Genomic DNA, 20,485 nt, shown 5'->3' with positions numbered 1-20,485 from the left:
ATGCCAAAGAAAGTTTCCATACTGATTGGTCTTCTCTTGGGGTTCTTTGGAAATGCCCAAAATGAAGCTTTGTTCGATCAGGCTACCCAAGCCTATAATAACGGTGACTATAAAAAAGCCATTGAAGACTATGAAAGTATATTGAACAACGGCCAGCACTCTGCCGCTTTGTATTATAATCTTGGAAACGCCTATTATAAGTTAAACGAAATACCCGAGAGTATCTATTTTTATGAGAAATCGCTTTTGTTAAATCCGGAAGACAAAGAGGTGAGGACCAACTTGGCCTATGCCCAAAATATGACCTTGGACGCTATTGATACCCTACCACAAACAGGACTTTCAAGAATTTATAAAAGTATCACATCCAAATTGACTTTCGACCAATGGGCCTACGCCAGTATAATTTGTATGGTCCTATTCGTTCTTTTGTACATTGCCTTTTATTACAATCGATATTCCACAAAAAAGAGGTTTGCCTTTATTGGAAGTTTGTTGGCTCTTTTTCTTTGCATCGTTTTCATTGTCTTCGCTTCGGTAGAATTCAGCTCATTTCAATTGGATAATCCTGCCATAATTTTCGCCGACGAAGTAAACGTTAGTTCCGAGCCCAATGAATCGAGTGAAGATATATTTACCTTGCATTCGGGTACAAAAGTAAATGTACTTGACAGTCTGAACAACTACAGAAAAATAAGGCTAACGGATGGCAAAACAGGCTGGATGCTTGCGAACGACCTCAAAATTCTAAAAGATTTTTAGTTTCATTTATTCAGGTAAATGCCGCCTTAGCTTTATATTGCTTATATTAGTGATTAGCAAATTTTGAAATTTGAAAACGATTCTTATCCATTTTTTTTCTTTTTCATTGCTCGTTGCTGTTCTTGCTCCTACTATTAATACAATGTTAGAGCTAAACAAAGACAGACAATGGGTAATGGATTTAAATGAAGAAGAGGAAAAAAGCGAGGAAAAGACAAGTAAAATATCAGAAACCGATTTTTTTGAAAACACTGACCACAGGGATTCCATAGTCTTTAGTCAAAATAATGCGCTAGTTTTTTTTTCCAAAAGGAGCGAATCCATACCATCAAATAACCTAGAGGTATCTCTGCCTCCCCCAAAAATTCTAGGTTAATCTTTCGCAAAAACAACAACCCTATAACCTAACCTGTCCTTCCAAATGGATTGACATAAATAATTCAAAAACATGTTTAAACATTTAAAGAGCGATCTTCCAGCAAGTGTCGTTGTATTCTTTGTAGCCCTTCCGCTGTGCTTGGGTATTGCTTTAGCTAGTGGGGCTCCATTATTTTCAGGCCTAATAGCAGGTATCGTTGGTGGTATTGTTGTTGGTGGGTTAAGCGGTTCCAATATAGGTGTTAGTGGTCCAGCAGCTGGTTTGGCGGCCATTGTTTTAACAGCAATTGGCGCCTTGGGCGGATACCAAAATTTTCTTGTTGCCGTGGTTATTGGCGGAGTTATACAGTTAGTCTTTGGTATTCTAAAAGCTGGAGTCATTGGTTACTATTTTCCATCATCCGTGATTAAAGGAATGTTGACCGGTATTGGTATCATTATCATTTTAAAGCAAATACCCCATTTCTTTGGGTATGACCCAGACCCTGAGGGAGATTGGGCTTTTTTTCAAGTAGATGGCGAGAATACTTTCTCGGAAATCTTGAACACCGTAAATAATATTAGCCCCGGTGCATCCCTTATAGCAATTGTCGGATTGGCCATTTTAATACTATGGGACAGGGTATTAACAAAAAAAGCCAAAATTTTCCAACTGATTCAGGGACCTGTAGTTGCTGTTGCCATTGGAATAATTTACTCTGTGCTAACTGCAGATCATGAAGTACTTGGTATATCAAAAGAGCATTTAGTAAGCGTTCCCGTACCGGAGGATGCGGCTTCATTTTTTGGACAGTTCAGTTTTCCTAACTTTTCCGCCATTTCAAATCCACAGGTTTGGGTAACAGGTTTTACCATTGCACTAGTCGCCAGTTTGGAAACCTTACTCTGTGTAGAAGCTACAGATAAATTGGACCCACATAAGAACGTAACACCAACCAATAGGGAATTATTGGCTCAGGGTACTGGCAATATTATATCGGGTATGATCGGTGGGTTACCTATAACACAGGTTATCGTAAGGAGTTCGGCCAATATACAATCCGGGGGAAGAACCAAGCTCTCTGCCATCATCCACGGTTTCTTCCTATTATTTTCAATAATATTGATTCCCACGTTGTTGAACATGATTCCCCTCTCTGTACTAGCGGCCATTTTATTCATTGTAGGCTACAAATTGGCCAAACCGGCCCTATTTAAAAAAATGTATGATCTGGGATGGAAACAGTCAATTCCCTTTTTCGTGACCGTGATAGGAATCGTGTTTACGGATTTATTGATAGGAATTGGTCTAGGGCTAGGTGTTGGCATTATTGTCATCCTGTTGAAAAGTTATCAAAATTCCCATTTTTTACATATCGAGGAAAACAAAGGAGGACAGGACAAAGTGAAAATGACGCTCGCCGAGGAAGTTACCTTTTTCAATAAAGGGGCCATATTAAAAGAACTGGACAATCTTCCCGAAAACACCTCATTGGAAATTGATGTCGTCAAAACCAAATATTTGGATAACGATATTATAGAAATTCTGGAAGACTTTAAGACAAGGGCAAAGGATCGTAACATACACATTAAACTAATTTCAGAAAGAGGAATCGTAGAGAATCCGGCCAGTTTTATAGAATTTTTTAATCTTAAAAAGAAGAAATCAGCATGAAAGCCCATACTAAAGAAACACAAGCCACAATGACCCCACAAAAGTCATTGCAATTTTTAAAAGAAGGAAACCAGCGTTTTCAAAACAACTTAAAGGCGAACCGGAATTTACTAGAGCAGGTCAACGATACGAGTGAGGGACAATTTCCGTTTGCGACGATTTTGAGTTGTATTGACTCCAGAGTATCGGCAGAGTTGGTTTTTGATCAGGGTTTAGGGGATATTTTCAGTATTCGTATTGCAGGCAATTTTGTGAACGAAGATATTCTAGGCAGTATGGAGTTTGCTTCTAAATTGGCAGGAACCAAACTCATTGTAGTCTTGGGCCACACCAGTTGTGGTGCCATCAAAGGTGCCTGTGACCATGCCAGATTAGGGAATCTTACGGCTTTGATAAATAAAATAGAACCTGCAGTGGCTGCTGTAAAAGAGCCTGTGGACGAAAGTCTTAGGAATTCCGGCAACTTGGAGTTTGTGGACAAGGTTGCAAAAAAAAATGTAGAAATTACCATAGAAAATATCAGGGCAAGAAGTAGGGTACTGGCGGAGATGGAGGAAAACGGGGAAATTATGATAGTAGGTGCCATGTACGATATATCTTCTGGAGCGGTCGAATTTTATTAAAATATACATTAAACTGGAAAGGCATATTTAGCTATATGCCCCTTCCATATTTAAGAAAAGATTATATTTCAAACAAATAATCGATTCCCATGGCATCCCACTATTTAGATAAGATTTTTGATAACAATAAAAATTGGATCGAGGATAAATTGTCTTTGCAGCCAAATTACTTCAACGATCTTGGTAAAGGCCAAAAACCGGAATTTTTATATATAGGATGTTCCGATAGCCGGGTTACGGCCGAAGAACTTATGGGGTTAAATCCTGGTGAGGTTTTCGTACACAGGAACATTGCCAATATGGTCATTAACATTGACCTGAATACGATGTCCGTAGTAGAGTATGCTGTGGAACATTTAAAGGTGAACCACCTCGTAGTCTGTGGCCATTATGCCTGTGGTGGTGTTATGGCCGCCATGCAGTCTGCAGACTTGGGCATTCTAAATCCATGGTTACGCTGTATTAGGGATGTATATAGGCTGCACAAAGATGAGTTAAATGATATTGAGAACGAAGAAAAGAAATATGACCGTTTGGTGGAACTAAATGTCCAAGAGCAATGTGTCAACCTAATTAAAACCGCAGTGGTCCAGAAAGCATACAGGCAACGGGAGCTTACGGTCCATGGATGGGTTTTTGATGTACATTCTGGAAAGCTCATCGATTTGAATATCGATTTTGAGGGAATCCTAAAGGAGATTATGGAAATATATCATTTGGATTGACACACTTTGAATACCTCCCATTGTATATCTTAATCCCCAAAAACATATCCCACGTTTTTTAAAAGTTTTAAATTTGCTGCTTTAATCAAGCATTATGATTGATAAAATAAAGGAACAAATTGCCGAAGTATCCTCCTTTACCGCAGACCATATGGATGCCGTAGAAGCATTTAGAATAAAGTATTTGGGGAAGAAAGGGATATTGAACGACTTCTTTGCCGAGTTCAAGAATGTACCCAACGAACAGAAAAAGGAGTTTGGTCAAACTATAAATCAGCTTAAGCAGGCGGCTACGGAAAAAGTAGAGTTACTAAAACGCTCTTTGGAGAGCAATACATCCGAAGAAAAACTTTTTGGTGACCTTACCCGACCCGGTAACCCTACGGAATTGGGTGCCAGACATCCCATATCCATCGTCAAGAACAAGATTATAGATATTTTTTCGAGAATAGGGTTCAATGTTTCGGAAGGACCTGAAATTGAGGATGATTGGCATAATTTTACCGCGCTCAACCTACCGGAATATCATCCTGCCAGGGATATGCAGGACACCTTTTTTGTCCAGACTAACCCCGATATCCTATTAAGGACACATACCTCTTCCGTGCAGGTAAGGTATATGGAAAACAATAAACCGCCCATTAGGACCATTTCTCCGGGGAGGGTCTATAGAAACGAAGCTATTTCGGCAAGGTCCCATTGCTTCTTTCACCAAGTGGAAGGACTGTATATCGATAAGGACGTATCATTTGCGGATTTAAAACAGACGCTACAATACTTTACCACGGAACTCTTCGGCAAATCAAAAATTAGGCTCCGTCCATCCTATTTTCCCTTTACCGAGCCCAGTGCAGAAGTAGATGTCTACTGGGGACTGGAAACCGAAACCGATTATAAAATGACCAAAGGCACAGGTTGGTTGGAAATTATGGGATGCGGTATGGTAGACCCTAACGTTCTCAAAAATTGTGGCATAGACCCAGATATTTATTCTGGCTTTGCCTTTGGAATGGGAATAGACCGGATTGCCCTATTGTTACATCAGATAAGCGATATTCGTTTGCTGAGCGAAAACGATATCCGATTTTTAGAGCAATTTAAAAGTGCCTTATAACCTTAGCTATTTAAAACCTCAAAATCATTTTTTGAAAAAAGATATAGAAATACCCATTGCCAAAGACGTTTACATTGCCTTGGTCTATGAATGGAATGAGGAATTTTTGTCCAAGGATTGGAACGCCTACATCATCAACAACAGGAAATCCCCTATAGAGATGGCTCTTATCGTATCCAAAGGATACGACGACCAAATAAAGACCTCGACCATGCGACATGCCATTGGCGTTGTGGCCGCAAAATCTTTTGAAAAAGTAGAAATGGTCCAAGAAGAAGTACTTAGACTGAACAATGAGTTTTTTGTCACCTATTATGCAGACAACAAACTTTATGAAAAAAGGTTCCTTTTTGAAAAAGGAACCGTAAACGAACAGTATCTTATCCATATTCCTTTAATAGAAAAGGATGGAATATTCGCAAAATAATCTGATTTTTTGACGATTTCATTGTCAAATTAATAATTTTAACTCCTTATTATTATTTATTATAAAATTTAACTAGTTGATTTTTATCTTATTAGGATAGGATTTACACTTCCCTATTTCTAAATTGGTCTCTATAGCTAATTAAACCATATAGAACTAATGGAAACAGGAAAATTAAATCGTAGAAACTGGTTAAAGACAGGATTGCTCACAGCAGGAGGTATCACTTTATTTCCCCACCTGGGTATTTCTGAGGTACCTAAAAATTATATTCCTTTGGACACACAAGGAAACGCCTTGTACAGCCCATTCTTCAAGGAGTTTGTACCCAAGGAATTCCCGGAGGAATCAAAGCTATTGGCAAAATTGAATGCTAATGAAAACCCTTACGGTCCTTCACCAAAAGCGGTTGAGGCATTGAAAAAGGTAGCCATAAAAGGTAACCGATATGCGTGGCGAGAATTATTCGATCTTATCGATAAAATCGCTGCCGAGGAAGGTGTGAGTCCAAAAAACATCATGATGGGGCCAGGTTCTTCCGATCTTTTGGAAAAAACAGGTATGGTCCTTTTCCTTAATGGTGGAAATGTAGTTTCTGCAGATCCGTCCTATATGTCGCTCATGCAGGTAGCCCAAGCCACAGGAGCCAGTTGGAAACCCGTTCCCCTCAAGGAGGATTGGTCACACGACCTTAAGGCTATGGAAGCGGCCATTGATTCAGAAACGAAACTTGTATATATCTGTAACCCCAATAATCCTACTGGTAGTATAACGGATAGCAAGGAGTTGTTGGATTTCTGTTCAAGGGTCTCAGAAAAAGTACCCGTTTTTGTAGATGAGGCGTACTTGGCCTTCCTAGAAGATGGTGCAAAACAAAGCATGGTAAGCCTTATCAACAAAGGAAAGGACGTAATCATCGCAAGGACCTTTTCCAAGATTCATGGCATGGCAGGCCTACGCGTAGGATATATTGTGGCCCAGGAATCCACGTTGGAAAAAATTCAAAAAATTACCCGAGGGGGTATGGGTATTTCCTATACGTCAATTTACGCCGCTCTCGCTAGTATGGATGACAAGGAATTTCAGGATACATCAAGGGAAAAAAATGCGGCCGCTAGGGAATACGTTTACAAAAGCCTTTCCAATTTAGGGTACGACTACGTTCCATCCTCAACAAGCTTCATCATTTTTCCAATAGAAATGGACGGAAAATTGTTCTTGGATAAGATGCTTGAAAAACAAGTGGGCGTCCGGGCCTTTGAATTTATGGGAAAAAATTGGTGCAGGGTGAGTATGGGCACCATGGATGAAATGAAAATATTCACGGCTGCGCTTACAGACGTTTTGGCATAATATTATGGATTATACATTACAAAAAACATTTACCTTTTTATTATTTATAGGTATAGGTCTACTCCTTAAATTCAAATTTGGATCAAAGGAGGAGTTGACAGGTATCAAGAAAATAATTTTAAACCTTGCTTTGCCCGCCACTATATTTATAGCCTTGTTGGGTGTACAATTGGATGCGGAATTGCTTTCACTACCATTTTTGGCACTAGGACTGAACATACTCCTATTTGTTTTGTTTCCCTATGTAATGCCCTTAACCGGAATTAAAAAGAATTCCCCAGAATATCGTACGGCAAGATTGTTGGTGCCTTCTTTGGCACCAGGTCTTTCCTGTTTCCCTTTTGTTTTGGAGTTTTTGGGCGAAGCGTACTTGGCAAAGGCGGCCATGGCAGACTTGGGCAATAAAGTTTTTGTTTTAATAATCCTTTACCTCGTAGCCATGAATTGGTACTATAGCAAACGGGCTATAACAGACCAATCCAGGGCATCGAAATTAAAGTCCTTGACAATGGCAATGATCTCCGAACCCGTAAATATCTTTATAGTCATTGCCTTGATTTTGGTATTTTTTGGTTTTAAAATGGAGTCGTTGCCATTTATCATTAGTGATACGCTTACGCGACTCAGCGTCATAATGACGCCCCTTGTTCTTTTGTTTATCGGCTTGGCCGTGAAAATAAAGAAACAGCAGATTTATAAAATTTCCTCATTGCTTTTTTTGAGAGCTGGATTTGTAAGTGTCCTTTCAGGAGCATTTATCCTAGTTGCAAACATTACTTTACAACAGGATATACTTTTACTGCTTTCATTTGGGTTAAGTGCTTGTAGTTTCTGGCCATTTTCGCATATTGCAGTAGTAGGATCTCAAGAAGTGGACATTAAGAAGAAACAGAAGACCTTCAATGCTACTTTTGGAGTGAATATCCTTGCCTTGTCGTTTCCTTTATCAACGATACTCATATTGGGTATTTTATCCAGCGGAAATCTTTTTTCCAATGGATATTCCGTATTGGTCTTAGGTATGATTTTATCTTTTGTGGGCACCATACCATATTTATTCAAAGTTGTATTTAAATCACGGGAAAAGGAAGGTAGGCAGAAAGCTGGTTGGGTCATTTACAAAACCACCAGAACGGAAACAACTTGATTATTGTAATCAATGGAATTTTTAAGGTAGATATAGGATGCTATCTTAAGTGAAATCCCTTGGCCGCCCACCATGGGTGTATTTCTATCACCAATCTACCCGCCTTGACCATAGGGTCCATGTGGGCAAGGCTATCTGCTATTTCATAGGTTGGTGTGTTATAGATGGTAATGCCCCTAATGTCCCCATTATCCCCAAATGGTCCTGAAATATCTGCATAGCCCAATTCATACATACGCCCTAAATGCCCTAAATGAAGGGATTGGAGACTATCAGCCTCCTTCTTGGACTGACTTCTATTTGGCCCTGATTTTAAAAATGCAATGAAGTATTGCTGCATCAACACCGTATCTTTGGTTTCCTCATCGATATAATCAAAGACTTCATAGCCCTTATCGATCAGTTCTTTCTTAATTTCTGCCCTGGTTTTGCTCGGTTCATTATTTTTGGAGTGTATTTCCCTATCCAATTTTGGATTCCCGCAAGAGACAAGCACGGTAAGAAATAAAGGTAAAATCATTTTCATATTACCAGGTATTAAAGGGTTGTTTACTTAATTGTGAATTGTAATATTTAATATCTCCGGTGACTTCCTCCCCCAACCATTGGGGCTTTTGGAATAGTTCACTTTCAGTGGTGAGTTCGATTTCTGCCAAAATAAGGCCCTTGTTCTCCCCTTGGAATACGTCGACTTCAAAATTGTGACCCTCAAAAGGCACTAAATACCTTGTCTTATCCAAAACGCCCTTCTCACATAGTTGGAGCAACTTTTGGGCATCGATATGCGCTATTTCGGTCTCCCATTCAAAACGGGTGGTCCCGGTTTCGTTCGATTTTCCCTTAACCGTTAAAAAACCCTTCTCCCCTTTTATGCGTATCCTCACGGTCCTTTCAGGGTGTGTGTTCAAAAATCCTTGAATGATTTTGGTACTTGAAACCGCATTGTCCACAAAATGCATGGACTTGACCAAAAATTTACGTTCAATCTCAATCATGACTTGCGATTATTTTTATTTCATCCGAAGTAATTCTTCCGCTTGCTTCTTCACCATTGGCCAATTTCAGCATACATATCGCTATTTCCTTGGGATGAATGGACCGATACTTTTTCAATGGCCCCACCATAAATACATTCAAAACCTTGAATAATTGCTTTGCCAGCCACTCGCCGGGACGTCGTTCTTCCCGTGGTCCGGAAATTAAGGAAGGCTGTAAAATATAGGTCTTCGATATGCCCATTTTTAATACCGCATCTTCCATTTCCCCCTTTACCCTATTGTAAAAAATAGTACTATTTGGGTCTGCCCCCATTGCTGAAATAACCATAAAGGTATCAATGCCATTGGCTTTGCACATTCGAGCTGCCTCTACAGGGATTCCAAAATCTATTTTTCGGTATAGTTCCCTATCGGGCGTTTTTGATTTGGTGGTACCAATACAGCAGAAAACCTCATCGGCCTTAAATACAGGTTTAAAATGCCCCAAATCCAGCACATCCCCAAGATGCTCCTCTATTTTATCCGAGGATATATTTACAGGTTTTCTTGAAAACAATTTTATTGTTTCATACCGGGAATCTTCTAAAAGTAATTGTAAAAGAGTACTGCCGGTGAGCCCTGTGGCCCCAAGTATAATAGCCGATTTTTTGTGTCGCTCCATCAAATTAAATATACCTTAATTTTACAGGATGTCCAATGAATTTCCATTACGAAAAATTATCCATGTGGATATGGATGCTTTCTATGCATCCGTTGAACAATTGGACAACCCAGAACTTAGGGGCAAACCGATCGCCGTAGGCGGTAGTTCTGAAAGGGGGGTCGTATCCGCAGCTAGTTATGAAGCAAGGAAATTTGGGGTTAGGAGTGCCATGAGCAGCATTTTGGCCAAACGGAACTGCCCTGAACTTATTTTTGTAAAAGCCCGTTTTGATCGTTATAAGGAAATTTCCAAACAGATCCGTTCTATTTTTTATGACTATACAGATTTAGTGGAGCCATTATCGTTGGACGAGGCCTATTTGGACGTTACCATAAACAAGAAAGGAAATCCTTCGGCAACGCTCATTGCAAAAGAAATCAGGCACAGAATTTTACAAGAAACCGGTCTTAATGCCTCTGCAGGTATTTCCATAAACAAATTCATCGCCAAAGTGGCAAGTGACGTAAACAAGCCAAATGGTCAGAAGACGGTTAACCCAGAAGAAGTACAAACGTTTTTGGAGGATCTGGAAATACGCAAATTTTACGGGGTTGGGAAGGTTACGGCAGATAAGATGTACCGTTTAGGAATTTTTACGGGAAAAGATCTAAAAACCAAATCCGAGGCGTTTTTGGAAGAGTATTTTGGAAAGAGCGGAAGTTATTACTATAATGTGGTCAGGGGCGTACATAACAGTCCGGTTAAACCCCAAAGAATACCCAAATCCGTTGGGGCGGAACGTACGTTCAACGAAAATTTAAGCAGTGAAATTTTTATGTTGGAACGTTTGGAACATATTGCCAACGAATTGGAGAAACGTCTTAAAAAAACCAAAATAGCGGGTAAAACGGTAACCTTAAAGATAAAGTACAGTGACTTCACCTTGAACACGCGAAGCAAGACCCTCTCCTATTTTATTTCGGACCAAAAACTGATCTTGGAAACGGCAAAAGAATTGTTGTACCAAGAAAAGTTACAGAACTCTGTAAGGCTTTTGGGTATTTCTTTAGCCAATTTAAATACGGAAAAAAAGGAGCGGCCCAAAAAAGAGAATGAGACCGTTTCCTATCAGCTTAAGTTTGATTTTTAGTTTTCCTTTAAAGGTTCTTTATTATAAGGGTCAAGCTAAATTACCTGCATGGAGGCAAGGGTAGCCAACCATACAATGACAGAGGAGAAAAAAATACCGATAGTATTGGCCCAAAAAGCCTTTTGCCTTTCAATTTTGAATAGATAAGCAGCTATGCTACCTGCATAAACACCAGTACCCGGGAGTGGTATCATTACGAAGAACATCAACCCAAAAAAACCAAATTTTTTGATTTTATCGCCAGAACCCATTTTTGCCCTTCTTGCAACGAATAAAGCGGATTTTTTATAGAAGCGCCAACGTGTAAAATAAACATTGACTTTATCTAAAAAAAACATCATCATGGGAAAAACAAGGACATTCGCCAAAAAGCAAAAAATAAATACGGCGTAGATGTCCAACCCTTTAAGCACACCGTAAGGTATCCCTACCTTGGCTTCTCCAAAAGGGGAAAAACTCCACAACATTGCCAAAAGAAAATCAAGTATCACAAACAGTTTACTTTAGGTCTACGAAGCTAGTCATCCTTGTGATTAAGGCACCTATTCCAATTCATAAAAAAGAACTAAAGTTAAGGGTCGATACAAATTCAACGATCCTCCTAAGATTGTGTCAAGAGGATAATTATTCTATCTGTAAATGAAATACCTATAAAGTAAAAAAAGACCTGATGAATTCATCAGGTCTTTGAAACGGTATTATTTTATTGTTCCTTAAAAATTACAGGTTTCAATTTCCGTAACCCTCAACGTGTTTACCATACCCTTTGCCTTGATAGGCATGGCCGCCAAACTCACCAACATGTCGCCCACCTCCAAATAACCTTTTTTGCAAGCGATACCGTTCACATCCTCGATCGTTTGGTCCGTGGAGACAAATTTATCATAATAAAACGCCTTTACGCCCCATAATAAATTCAATTGAGTAAGGATCCGTTTATTGGAAGTGAACACTAAAATATGGGCACTAGGCCTCCATGCCGAAATTTGAAATGCGGTGTAACCGCTATTGGTCAATGTCGATATGGCCTTGGCCTTGATTTCATTGGCCATTAAGGCGGCATGATAGCATATAGACTTTGTGATGTACCGATTGGTCCTTACGTGCGGTGGTTCGTGTGGTACTTTTATCAGTTCCGATGATTCAACGCTTCTAAGAATGCTTGCCATTTTTTCGATGACCTGCACCGGATAGTTTCCAACGGAAGTCTCACCCGATAACATTACGGCATCCGCACCGTCCATTACCGAGTTGGCAACGTCGTTAACTTCCGCTCTGGTAGGGGTAAGGCTCGTAATCATGGTTTCCATCATCTGGGTAGCGATAATAACCGGAATCCGTGCTTTTTTGGCTCTAAGAACCAATTTCTTTTGAATCAAGGGAACCTCTTGGGCAGGAACTTCAACCCCCAAGTCTCCCCTAGCTACCATAAGGCCATCACAGTAGGCAACAATTTTATCAATATTCTCAACGGCTTCCGGCTTTTCTATTTTGGCGATAATTGGAATCTTATGTTGGGAATGCTGCTTTATAATATTTTGTAGGTCAATCAAATCCTGGCTAAACCTTACGAAGGATAAGGCAATCCAATCCACCTCAAGCGATATGGCAAATTCAGCATCCTTAATATCCTTTTTGGTAAGTGCCGGCAAGGAAATATTGGTATTAGGAAGGTTTACGCCCTTTTTGGACTTTAAAGGTCCTCCTTGGATTACCTTGGCCTTGACCTCAGATTCCCCGTTCGTGGAAACGACTTCAAAAATTAATTTACCGTCATCCAATAGGATTCTCTCACCCGCCTTTACGTCTCTTGGGAATTCCTTGTAATTCATAAATACCCTTTCAGCGGTACCCTCAAAAGGCTCTCCGGTCACAAAGGTAAGTTCGTCCCCCGGGCTCACTACAACTTCACCGGACATAACCCCAACCCTAAGTTTGGGACCCTGCAAATCGGCCAAAATGGCCGTATTGGTTTCCAACTCCTCGTTTAATTCGCGTATAAGATCAACACGTTCCTTTACATCATTATAATCTGCGTGCGAAAAATTTATCCTAAAGACATCCACTCCTGCCAGCATCATGCTCCTTAGCACATCTTTCTTACTTGTAGCGGGACCTAAAGTTGCTACGATCTTTGTCTTTTTGTTGCTTGACATTATTAAAAAATTAAATTGTTTCTAGATTTTAGTTTGTTCACATCCACCTCGTAGGCCGCCATAATTTTAGGGTTGCCCAAAAGGGTTTTAATTATCGTATCTGCGTCCATCGTCTCCTCATCCTCTTCGATTTTTAGGAAATAATCCACCTCCTTAAGTTCTGGAATTAAACGAGGTCTGGAATAGGTTGTTTCATATTGAAATAAATCATTATTGTTCACCAATTCCTGTTTTGAGCTATGGTTGGAAACCAAAACCCAATACCTATAATTATATTCGTCTTCCCACTCGTAGTAGGGAAAGCATCTGCTATCCGATAAATCAAAATCGGCTCGGCTCCTTTTAAACTTTGCCCTTAAGACACTATTTAAGCCATAGGCAATGGCATAATCCTCTAAGCTGCTATGCAATGCGACTAAAAGAAAGGAATCATCAAAATAATCATCTTTTATTTTATATACTGCCGACATATGCGCTCAAAACGGTAAATATAGAACTATTAAAGTATAAAGCCTAACAGGCAAATAAGTTTTAAGATGGGGTAATGGTTACGAAAACGTTAGCGTTTTGTTGCAATTATAACGTTTCTACTTCATTTTATCCTGAAGGGCAAAAAAAGCCCTTTTGGAAGCTCTTTCCTCGGCCTTTTTTTTGGAGGTGGCCCTAGCTTTTGCCACTACATTATTGTCTATGGAAAGTTTTACTGCAAAGTGCTTTAACGAATCGTTTCCAGTGTCATCGTACACATTAAAATTAAAGGATTTCTTTTGCTTTTGGCACCATTCAATAATTAGACTTTTATAGCTAATGACTTTACCTTCCAACTGTTCTATATCCACATATGGCTCAATGACTCTTTTCTTTATGAATTTTTCACAATATTTATAACCCCTATCCAGATAAATAGCCCCTACCAGTGCCTCAAAAACGTTCCCGTGGATATTTTCGCCAAAGTGGGATTTTGGAATCCTGCTTTCTACATAACTAATCAATTCCAAGTCCTTACCCAGTTCATTTAGGTGCTCCCTACTTACTATTTTGGACCTCATTTTTGTAAGATATCCTTCATCACCTTCGGGAACTTCGTTATACAAATGTTTGGAAATAATTGTTCCCAACATAGAATCGCCCAAGAACTCCAATCGTTCGTAATTCATTGGGTTTCCATTCCCGTCCTTTTGGTTCATGGACCTGTGCAGAAAGGCCTTTTTATAGTAATCCAAACGCTTGGGCGCAAAACCCAATATCCTTTTTAAACCTAAAAAAAAATCCCCATCCTGTTTAGAATGGGAATTGAATATATTTTTAGGAAAGGTCATATAGTTTTTAATCTATTTTTTTAAAGACCACACAAGCGTTATGACCGCCAAAACCAAAGGTGTTGCTCATGGCCACCCTTACATCCCTTTTTTGGGCCTTGTTGAGAGTCAAGTTTAAACTTGGGTCTATGTTTTCATCTACCGTTGTATGATTTATGGTAGGTGGTACTATTCCATGCTCCATGGCCAAAATTGAGGCAATGGCCTCTATCGCCCCCGCTGCACCCAAAAGATGTCCTGTCATGGATTTGGTAGAGTTGATGTTTATATTCTTGGCATGTTCTCCAAACACCTCTGAAATAGCCTTTAATTCAGCAACGTCACCCAAAGGTGTAGAAGTACCATGGGTATTGATGGCATCTACCTCTTCTATACCCATTCCTGCATCTCGCAAGCAATTTTCCATCACCCTTACAACACCAATGCCATCAGGATGCGGTGCGGTCATGTGGTAGGCATCACTGGAAAGACCACCGCCAGCTACCTCAGCGTATATTTTAGCTCCTCTTGCTTTCGCATGTTCATACTCCTCAAGAATCAAAGCACCCGCCCCTTCACCAAGAACAAAACCATCCCTAGTTGCATCAAACGGTCTGGAGGCTGTTTCCGGACTTTCATTACGGGTAGACAATGCGTGCATGGCACCGAACCCACCCATGCCGGCAATGGTGACCGCCGCCTCACTGCCACCTGATACGATTACATCGCAATGGCCCAAACGAATATAGTTAAGTGCGTCTATCAAGGCGTTCGCAGAAGATGCACATGCAGAAACCGTGGTATAATTCGGCCCCATGAAACCATGTTTGATGGAAATATGACCAGGTGCAATGTCTGCAATCATTTTTGGAATAAAGAACGGATTGAACCTTGGAGTTCCATCTCCTAGGGCAAAATTCATTACTTCATTTTGGAACGTTTCAAGACCACCAATACCTGCACCCCAAATAACTCCTACCCTAAACTTATCCAGTTTATCCAGGTCCAGCTTGGAATCTCTAATGGCCTCATCCGAGGATATTAACGCATATTGTGCAAACCTATCGAGCTTGCGACCTTCCTTTCGGTCAAAATAATCCTCTGTATTGTAATTTTTTAGTTCGCAGGCGAATTTTACCTTAAATTTTTCAGTATCATAATATGTTATGGGGGCGGATCCACTTTTACCATTTACAAGACCGTTCCAATACTCCTCAATATTGTTACCTATTGGGGTAAGTGCACCCAATCCGGTAACTACAACTCGCTTTAATTGCATTGAACTTATTTTTAGTTTAGAATAAACCGAAGGTAAATTAAAAAAAATTATCCATGCGGAGCGTTTACCACATGGATAATTTAAATTCTGTTTAAGAAATCATCAAATTACTTTGCTTCTTCTATATAGCTTATGGCTTGGCCAACTGTTGCGATATTCTCAGCTTGGTCATCAGGGATTTGAATATCGAATTCTTTTTCGAACTCCATAATCAACTCAACGGTATCCAATGAATCTGCCCCTAAATCGTTGGTAAAGCTAGCCTCTGATACCACTTCGTTTTCGTCAACTCCTAATTTATCAACAATGATAGCTTTAACTCTTGATGCAATGTCTGACATAATAATATTGGTTTTAAAAATTTAAATTGAAGGCAAAAATAAAAAACTTTGGTTTAATAACACTAATTGTCGTTAAAATGTAAGGTAATTTAAGAAAATAAAATTCATGCGCGGGGATTTCATAATAGAAAATTTCATCTTGTTATACCTATTTTTCAACGTTGTTTTAAAACAAATCTTTGCCGTTTATTTAATTTCTGATTTCTTTTGCCTGAGTTATTAGGCACGACCTTTATATAAACCAAACCATATTGTCCTTTGAAAACTAAACAAATTGTCCTTTTTGCATCAGGATCCGGTACCAATGTCGAAAACATTGCCAATTACTTTGGGGAGCACCCTACTATTGGCATAAAGGCCGTTCTGACCAATAAACGCGATGCCCATGTTCTGGATCGATGTAATCGCCTGGATATTGACGCGCTTTATTTCAATAAACATGCCTTTGTAAAAAGTGATTGTGTTTTGAACATCCTTACGAGTTTTGATCCGGACTTGATTGTTTTGGCGGGGTTTCTATTGAAAATTCCAGAAAACATCATCGATGCATTTCCCAATAAGGTTGTCAACATCCACCCGGCCCTATTGCCAAAATACGGGGGGAAAGGAATGTATGGTATGAACGTACATAATGAGGTCAAGGAAAATAAGGAAACGGAAACGGGCATTACAATTCATTATGTAAATGCCAATTATGATGAAGGTGCGGTTATAAAACAATTTAGGACCAACGTTTCTGAAAGCGATTCGGCAGAAGATATCGCAAGAAAAGTGCACCAATTGGAGTATGAACATTTTCCAAAAGTAATTGAAGACCTATTGTCCTAATGGGAAAAAGGAAAAAATTCTATGTGGTTTGGAAGGGTAAAAGACCTGGCATTTATGAGACATGGGAAGATTGTAAGGCCGCTATAGACGGAGTAAAAGGAGCGGAGTACAAATCATTTGCTACGTTCCAGCTTGCGAAAAAAGCCTATAACGGAAACTATGAAGAATATAAAGGCAAGAAAAAGGGCGAATCCCAACTTTCGCCTGAAGCGCTTTTAAAAATAGGCCAACCCAACTTTCATTCCATCTCTGTGGATGCAGCTTCCAGCGGCAACCCAGGTATCATGGAGTACCAAGGTGTTGATACTAAAACCAAGAAAAAATTCTTCAAACAAGGCCCCTTTGAGCAAGGAACGAATAATATTGGAGAGTTTTTGGCCATTGTTCATGGACTTGCATTTCTTAAAGACCGAAATAGTGATCGAATAATTTATACGGATTCCCGCACAGCGATAAGTTGGGTGCGAAAGAAAAAATGCAACACCAATTTACCCGAAAACCCAAAGAACAAAGCATTGTTCGACCTTATCCGTAGGGCAGAAAAATGGCTTGAAACAAATTCGTACAATACCCCCATTGTAAAATGGGAAACCAAGGCTTGGGGAGAAATTCCCGCTGATTTTGGTAGAAAGTAATTTTTGATAACTATTCAAAATTGTACCGGCCTAGCAACTACAATTCCCTCGGCAAATCATTATATTTGCAACTTCATTTTCAACTACGGTATGGGCAAGCTTTTGATAGTAGGAACGGTAGCATTCGATGCCATTGAAACCCCTTTTGGCAAAACGGACAAAATTTTGGGGGGGGCCGCTACTTTTATAGGTTTGGCAGCTTCACAGTTTAACGTTGATGCCGCCATCGTTTCAGTAGTAGGTGAAGACTTTCCCAAAGCATACCTAGATCTGTTAGAGGATAGGAACATAGACATTTCCGCACTTGAGAAAGTAAAGGGAGGTAAAACTTTTTTTTGGAAAGGCAAATATCACAACGACCTTAATTCTAGGGATACTTTGGTAACCGAGCTAAATGTGTTGGCCGATTTCAAGCCTTTGGTTCCAAATGATTATAAGGACTCAGATGTTGTTATGTTGGGAAATTTGCACCCAAATATCCAGATGAGTGTAATTGATCAAATGGAAAAACGACCAAAGCTCATCATATTGGATACGATGAATTTTTGGATGAACCATACTTTACCCGAGTTGACAGAGGTTATTAAAAAAATAGACGTTCTAACCATTAACGATGAGGAAGCTAGGCAATTAACCGGTGAATATTCCTTGGTAAAGGCAGCCCAGAAGATATTTCAAATGGGTCCCGACTACGTTGTCATTAAAAAGGGCGAACATGGAGCGTTGCTTTTTCATGAGGAACAAGTGTTTTTTGCCCCGGCCCTTCCCTTGGAGGATGTTTTTGACCCCACAGGAGCCGGCGACACCTTTGCCGGAGGCTTTTCTGGCTATTTGGCAGCTTCGGAGGATGTTTCCTTTGATAATTTGAAAAAAGCCGTCATACATGGCTCCAACCTCGCGTCGTTCTCCGTAGAAAAATTTGGAACAGAACGGATGTTGGACCTCAGTAGGGAAGAGATCAATAGTAGGTTACATCAGTTTAAAGCACTTACACAGTTTGAAATTGAATTACAATAATCCTCTGCCCCACTCTTGGGGTTTTTTTAATATGTACACCAATGAGTGACGCAATAAAACACGAGTGTGGCATCTCGGTAATCAGACTACTCAAGCCTCTTGAATATTATAAGGAAAAATATGGCTCGGCCTTTTATGGGGTAAACAAAATGTACCTCATGATGGAAAAGCAACATAACCGAGGACAGGATGGTGCCGGTTTTGCGAGCATTAAGTTGGATGTAGAGGCAGGGCAACGGTATATGAGCAGAGTTCGTTCCTGCCAGCAACAGCCTATACAGGATATTTTTGCCCAAATCAATGAAAGAATCAATAAGGAGCTTAAGGACCATCCGGAGTATGAGAATGACGTAAGGCTTCAAAAAAAGAACATTCCATATATAGGGGAGTTGTTGTTGGGCCATGTCCGTTATGGAACATTTGGGAAAAATAGTATAGAAAGTGTCCATCCATTCTTAAGGCAAAATAACTGGATGCACAGGAACCTCATCGTGGCTGGTAATTTTAACCTTACCAATGTTCACGAGCTATTCGATAATTTGGTTCAATTGGGACAGCACCCAAAGGAAATGGCCGATACAGTGACCGTTATGGAAAAAATAGGTCACTTCTTGGACGACGCCGTTGCCAAACTTTATAAGCAGATCAAAAAGGAAGGCTTCAGTAAGCAGGAGGCGTCGCCTATTATAGCTGAAAGATTAAAAGTCTCAAAAATATTGAAACGGGCGGCCAAGAATTTTGATGGCGGCTTTGCCATGGCCGGACTACTGGGACATGGAGATGCATTTGTACTAAGAGATCCCGCCGGTATAAGACCCGCTTATTACTATAAGGATGATGAAATAGTTGTGGTGGCTTCGGAAAGACCGGCCATTCAAACGGTTTTTAATGTTCCTTTTGAGGAAGTAATGGAATTGGAACCTGGAAATGCCATTATTGTAAAAAAGAACGGTACTACTAGAATTAAGCAAATTTTGGAGCCTAGGGAGCGAAAGGCTTGTTCCTTTGAACGTATTTATTTCTCCAGGGGAAGTGACAAAGAAATTTACCAAGAGCGAAAAATGCTAGGAAAATTGGTGTTTCCACAAATCCTCAAGGCCATAGACCATGATCTTAAAAATACAGTTTTCTCTTATATCCCTAACACAGCGGAAACATCTTTCTTTGGAATGGTCAAAGAGGCTCAAAATTATCTTAACAAGAAAAAAGAAGAACAGATTCTTTCCATAGGTGCCAATATTACAAGTGAAGAGTTACATGAAATTCTAGAGGTAAGGCCCAGAATAGAAAAAGTTGCCATTAAGGATGCCAAACTTAGAACCTTTATTACACAGGATGATAGTAGGGATGATTTAGTGGCCCATGTATATGATATTTCCTATGGGTCCGTCAAACAGGGTGATAATTTAGTGATTATAGACGATAGTATCGTTAGAGGTACAACTTTAAAGAAAAGTATCCTCAAAATACTTGATAGGCTTTTACCTAAAAAAATAATTGTGGTTTCTTCGGCACCACAGATTAGATACCCGGACTGCTATGGGATCGATATGGCCAAACTTGAGGACTTTATAGCCTTTAGGGCGGCTTTGGCACTTCATGAGGAAAATAACACATGGCATATTATAGAGGCAGTATATAAAAAATGTGTCGAACAGGTTACAACAAGGGACAAGGATATTATCAATTATGTAAAGGAAATTTATGCTCCCTATAGTGCGGACCAGATTTCCAAGAAGATTGGTGAACTGTTAAGCCCCAGTGATATTAAAGCAGAAGTTCAAATAATCTATCAAGGTATTGGCAGTCTTCACCAAGCCTGTCCTAAAAATTTGGGTGATTGGTATTTTACCGGCAACTATCCAACACCGGGAGGAAATAGGGTCGTTAATAGAGCTTTTATTAATTTTTACGAGGGAAAGAACGAAAGGGCTTATTGATGGAAAAGATTCTTTCA

The 20,485-nt window shown here is 39.8% G+C and carries 23 protein-coding genes; 14 read left to right on the top strand and 9 right to left on the bottom strand.

Going from position 1 to position 20,485, the window contains the following annotated elements; all coding sequences use genetic code 11:
- The 9 genes from DZC72_RS06305 (at position 1) to DZC72_RS06265 (ending at position 8,183) form a co-directional block, all read left to right on the top strand.
- The gene (locus tag DZC72_RS06305) at positions 1–762 is read left to right on the top strand and encodes a tetratricopeptide repeat protein (protein ID WP_125222002.1); all 762 of its coding nucleotides are present in this window, start codon (positions 1–3) and stop codon (positions 760–762) included.
- Between the two features lie 70 nt (positions 763–832).
- Positions 833–1,138, top strand: coding sequence for a hypothetical protein (locus tag DZC72_RS06300; RefSeq protein ID WP_165869280.1), 306 nt, complete (start codon positions 833–835; stop codon positions 1,136–1,138).
- Between the two features lie 72 nt (positions 1,139–1,210).
- Positions 1,211–2,794, top strand: a complete 1,584-nt coding sequence (locus tag DZC72_RS06295; RefSeq protein WP_125222000.1) for a SulP family inorganic anion transporter — start codon at positions 1,211–1,213, stop codon at positions 2,792–2,794.
- On the top strand, positions 2,791–3,417 hold the full coding sequence (locus tag DZC72_RS06290) for a carbonic anhydrase family protein (RefSeq protein ID WP_125221999.1): 627 nt from the start codon (positions 2,791–2,793) through the stop codon (positions 3,415–3,417). The genes DZC72_RS06295 and DZC72_RS06290 overlap by 4 nt, the downstream gene beginning before the upstream one ends.
- A gap of 89 nt (positions 3,418–3,506) precedes the next feature.
- Positions 3,507–4,142 carry a carbonic anhydrase gene (locus DZC72_RS06285; RefSeq protein WP_125221998.1) on the top strand — a complete coding sequence of 212 codons (636 nt, stop codon included), beginning with the start codon at positions 3,507–3,509 and terminating at the stop codon, positions 4,140–4,142.
- Positions 4,143–4,236: 94 nt separating this feature from the next.
- A complete protein-coding gene (gene pheS / locus DZC72_RS06280; RefSeq protein WP_125221997.1) occupies positions 4,237–5,256 on the top strand; it encodes a phenylalanine--tRNA ligase subunit alpha in 1,020 nt (339 codons plus the stop codon).
- Positions 5,257–5,287: 31 nt separating this feature from the next.
- Positions 5,288–5,683 carry a hypothetical protein gene (locus DZC72_RS06275; RefSeq protein ID WP_125221996.1) on the top strand — a complete coding sequence of 132 codons (396 nt, stop codon included), beginning with the start codon at positions 5,288–5,290 and terminating at the stop codon, positions 5,681–5,683.
- Positions 5,684–5,842: 159 nt separating this feature from the next.
- A complete protein-coding gene (locus DZC72_RS06270; RefSeq protein ID WP_125221995.1) occupies positions 5,843–7,036 on the top strand; it encodes a pyridoxal phosphate-dependent aminotransferase in 1,194 nt (397 codons plus the stop codon).
- 4 nt (positions 7,037–7,040) lie between these two features.
- A complete protein-coding gene (locus DZC72_RS06265; RefSeq protein WP_125221994.1) occupies positions 7,041–8,183 on the top strand; it encodes an AEC family transporter in 1,143 nt (380 codons plus the stop codon).
- A 40-nt stretch (positions 8,184–8,223) separates the two neighbouring features.
- Here the strand turns inward: DZC72_RS06265 and DZC72_RS06260 are convergent, their stop codons facing one another.
- Genes DZC72_RS06260 through DZC72_RS06250 form a run of 3 tightly spaced genes read right to left on the bottom strand, consistent with a single transcriptional unit; the run spans position 8,224 to position 9,842 of the window.
- On the bottom strand, positions 8,224–8,709 hold the full coding sequence (locus tag DZC72_RS06260; RefSeq protein ID WP_125221993.1) for a YciI family protein: 486 nt from the start codon (positions 8,707–8,709) through the stop codon (positions 8,224–8,226).
- Between the two features lies 1 nt (position 8,710).
- Positions 8,711–9,178, bottom strand: coding sequence for a CYTH domain-containing protein (locus tag DZC72_RS06255; protein ID WP_125221992.1), 468 nt, complete (start codon positions 9,176–9,178; stop codon positions 8,711–8,713).
- A complete protein-coding gene (locus DZC72_RS06250) occupies positions 9,171–9,842 on the bottom strand; it encodes an NAD(P)H-binding protein (protein ID WP_125221991.1) in 672 nt (223 codons plus the stop codon). The genes DZC72_RS06255 and DZC72_RS06250 overlap by 8 nt, the downstream gene beginning before the upstream one ends.
- A gap of 28 nt (positions 9,843–9,870) precedes the next feature.
- Here DZC72_RS06250 and dinB point away from each other — a divergent pair, with 28 nt between their 5' ends.
- Positions 9,871–10,974: a DNA polymerase IV gene (gene dinB, locus DZC72_RS06245; RefSeq protein ID WP_125221990.1), complete on the top strand. Its 1,104-nt coding sequence runs from the start codon at positions 9,871–9,873 to the stop codon at positions 10,972–10,974.
- A 35-nt stretch (positions 10,975–11,009) separates the two neighbouring features.
- On the opposite strand, the gene DZC72_RS06240 is transcribed toward dinB, so the two are convergent.
- The 6 genes from DZC72_RS06240 to DZC72_RS06215 form a co-directional block, all read right to left on the bottom strand.
- Positions 11,010–11,441 (bottom strand): COG2426 family protein, encoded by a 432-nt coding sequence (locus DZC72_RS06240; protein WP_207891733.1) that lies wholly within the window; start codon positions 11,439–11,441, stop codon positions 11,010–11,012.
- A gap of 246 nt (positions 11,442–11,687) precedes the next feature.
- Positions 11,688–13,130, bottom strand: coding sequence for a pyruvate kinase (gene pyk, locus DZC72_RS06235; protein ID WP_125221988.1), 1,443 nt, complete (start codon positions 13,128–13,130; stop codon positions 11,688–11,690).
- 2 nt (positions 13,131–13,132) lie between these two features.
- Entirely contained in the window at positions 13,133–13,600 is a 468-nt protein-coding gene (locus tag DZC72_RS06230; RefSeq protein ID WP_125221987.1) for an IPExxxVDY family protein, read from the bottom strand.
- A 117-nt stretch (positions 13,601–13,717) separates the two neighbouring features.
- Positions 13,718–14,449 (bottom strand): ribonuclease III, encoded by a 732-nt coding sequence (gene rnc, locus DZC72_RS06225; RefSeq protein ID WP_125221986.1) that lies wholly within the window; start codon positions 14,447–14,449, stop codon positions 13,718–13,720.
- A 7-nt stretch (positions 14,450–14,456) separates the two neighbouring features.
- Complete coding sequence (fabF, locus tag DZC72_RS06220; protein WP_125221985.1) at positions 14,457–15,707, bottom strand: beta-ketoacyl-ACP synthase II; 1,251 nt, start codon at positions 15,705–15,707, stop codon at positions 14,457–14,459.
- 107 nt (positions 15,708–15,814) lie between these two features.
- Entirely contained in the window at positions 15,815–16,048 is a 234-nt protein-coding gene (locus tag DZC72_RS06215) for an acyl carrier protein (protein WP_047247024.1), read from the bottom strand.
- Positions 16,049–16,306: 258 nt separating this feature from the next.
- Between DZC72_RS06215 and purN the strand changes: the two genes are divergently transcribed.
- From purN to DZC72_RS06195, 4 genes are all read left to right on the top strand, one after another.
- A complete protein-coding gene (purN, locus tag DZC72_RS06210) occupies positions 16,307–16,876 on the top strand; it encodes a phosphoribosylglycinamide formyltransferase (RefSeq protein ID WP_125221984.1) in 570 nt (189 codons plus the stop codon).
- Positions 16,876–17,511 carry a ribonuclease H1 domain-containing protein gene (locus DZC72_RS06205; protein WP_125221983.1) on the top strand — a complete coding sequence of 212 codons (636 nt, stop codon included), beginning with the start codon at positions 16,876–16,878 and terminating at the stop codon, positions 17,509–17,511. The genes purN and DZC72_RS06205 overlap by 1 nt, the downstream gene beginning before the upstream one ends.
- A gap of 90 nt (positions 17,512–17,601) precedes the next feature.
- Entirely contained in the window at positions 17,602–18,528 is a 927-nt protein-coding gene (locus tag DZC72_RS06200; RefSeq protein WP_125221982.1) for a PfkB family carbohydrate kinase, read from the top strand.
- A 41-nt stretch (positions 18,529–18,569) separates the two neighbouring features.
- Positions 18,570–20,468, top strand: coding sequence for an amidophosphoribosyltransferase (locus DZC72_RS06195; RefSeq protein WP_125221981.1), 1,899 nt, complete (start codon positions 18,570–18,572; stop codon positions 20,466–20,468).
- The last annotated feature ends 17 nt before the right edge of the window (positions 20,469–20,485 follow it).

Origin of the sequence: Maribacter algicola (genome assembly GCF_003933245.1) — a bacterium.
In the GTDB taxonomy this organism is placed as follows: Bacteria; Bacteroidota; Bacteroidia; order Flavobacteriales; family Flavobacteriaceae; genus Maribacter; species Maribacter algicola.
The sequence above is the reverse complement of the archived record's forward strand: the minus strand, read 5'-3'. Positions and strand labels throughout refer to the sequence as shown.

Coding starts and splice junctions, on each gene's coding strand:
- DZC72_RS06285 (WP_125221998.1), top strand. CDS start 3,507: ATGGCATCCCACTATTTAGATAAGATTTTTGATAACAATAAAAATTGG.
- DZC72_RS06265 (WP_125221994.1), top strand. CDS start 7,041: ATGGATTATACATTACAAAAAACATTTACCTTTTTATTATTTATAGGT.
- DZC72_RS06215 (WP_047247024.1), bottom strand. CDS start 16,048: ATGTCAGACATTGCATCAAGAGTTAAAGCTATCATTGTTGATAAATTA.
- DZC72_RS06205 (WP_125221983.1), top strand. CDS start 16,876: ATGGGAAAAAGGAAAAAATTCTATGTGGTTTGGAAGGGTAAAAGACCT.
- DZC72_RS06200 (WP_125221982.1), top strand. CDS start 17,602: ATGGGCAAGCTTTTGATAGTAGGAACGGTAGCATTCGATGCCATTGAA.
- DZC72_RS06305 (WP_125222002.1), top strand. CDS start 1: ATGCCAAAGAAAGTTTCCATACTGATTGGTCTTCTCTTGGGGTTCTTT.
- DZC72_RS06260 (WP_125221993.1), bottom strand. CDS start 8,709: ATGAAAATGATTTTACCTTTATTTCTTACCGTGCTTGTCTCTTGCGGG.
- fabF (WP_125221985.1), bottom strand. CDS start 15,707: ATGCAATTAAAGCGAGTTGTAGTTACCGGATTGGGTGCACTTACCCCA.
- DZC72_RS06270 (WP_125221995.1), top strand. CDS start 5,843: ATGGAAACAGGAAAATTAAATCGTAGAAACTGGTTAAAGACAGGATTG.
- DZC72_RS06250 (WP_125221991.1), bottom strand. CDS start 9,842: ATGGAGCGACACAAAAAATCGGCTATTATACTTGGGGCCACAGGGCTC.
- DZC72_RS06255 (WP_125221992.1), bottom strand. CDS start 9,178: ATGATTGAGATTGAACGTAAATTTTTGGTCAAGTCCATGCATTTTGTG.
- DZC72_RS06295 (WP_125222000.1), top strand. CDS start 1,211: ATGTTTAAACATTTAAAGAGCGATCTTCCAGCAAGTGTCGTTGTATTC.
- DZC72_RS06240 (WP_207891733.1), bottom strand. CDS start 11,441: ATGTTGTGGAGTTTTTCCCCTTTTGGAGAAGCCAAGGTAGGGATACCT.
- pheS (WP_125221997.1), top strand. CDS start 4,237: ATGATTGATAAAATAAAGGAACAAATTGCCGAAGTATCCTCCTTTACC.
- DZC72_RS06290 (WP_125221999.1), top strand. CDS start 2,791: ATGAAAGCCCATACTAAAGAAACACAAGCCACAATGACCCCACAAAAG.
- dinB (WP_125221990.1), top strand. CDS start 9,871: ATGTCCAATGAATTTCCATTACGAAAAATTATCCATGTGGATATGGAT.
- rnc (WP_125221986.1), bottom strand. CDS start 14,449: ATGACCTTTCCTAAAAATATATTCAATTCCCATTCTAAACAGGATGGG.
- DZC72_RS06230 (WP_125221987.1), bottom strand. CDS start 13,600: ATGTCGGCAGTATATAAAATAAAAGATGATTATTTTGATGATTCCTTT.
- DZC72_RS06195 (WP_125221981.1), top strand. CDS start 18,570: ATGAGTGACGCAATAAAACACGAGTGTGGCATCTCGGTAATCAGACTA.
- pyk (WP_125221988.1), bottom strand. CDS start 13,130: ATGTCAAGCAACAAAAAGACAAAGATCGTAGCAACTTTAGGTCCCGCT.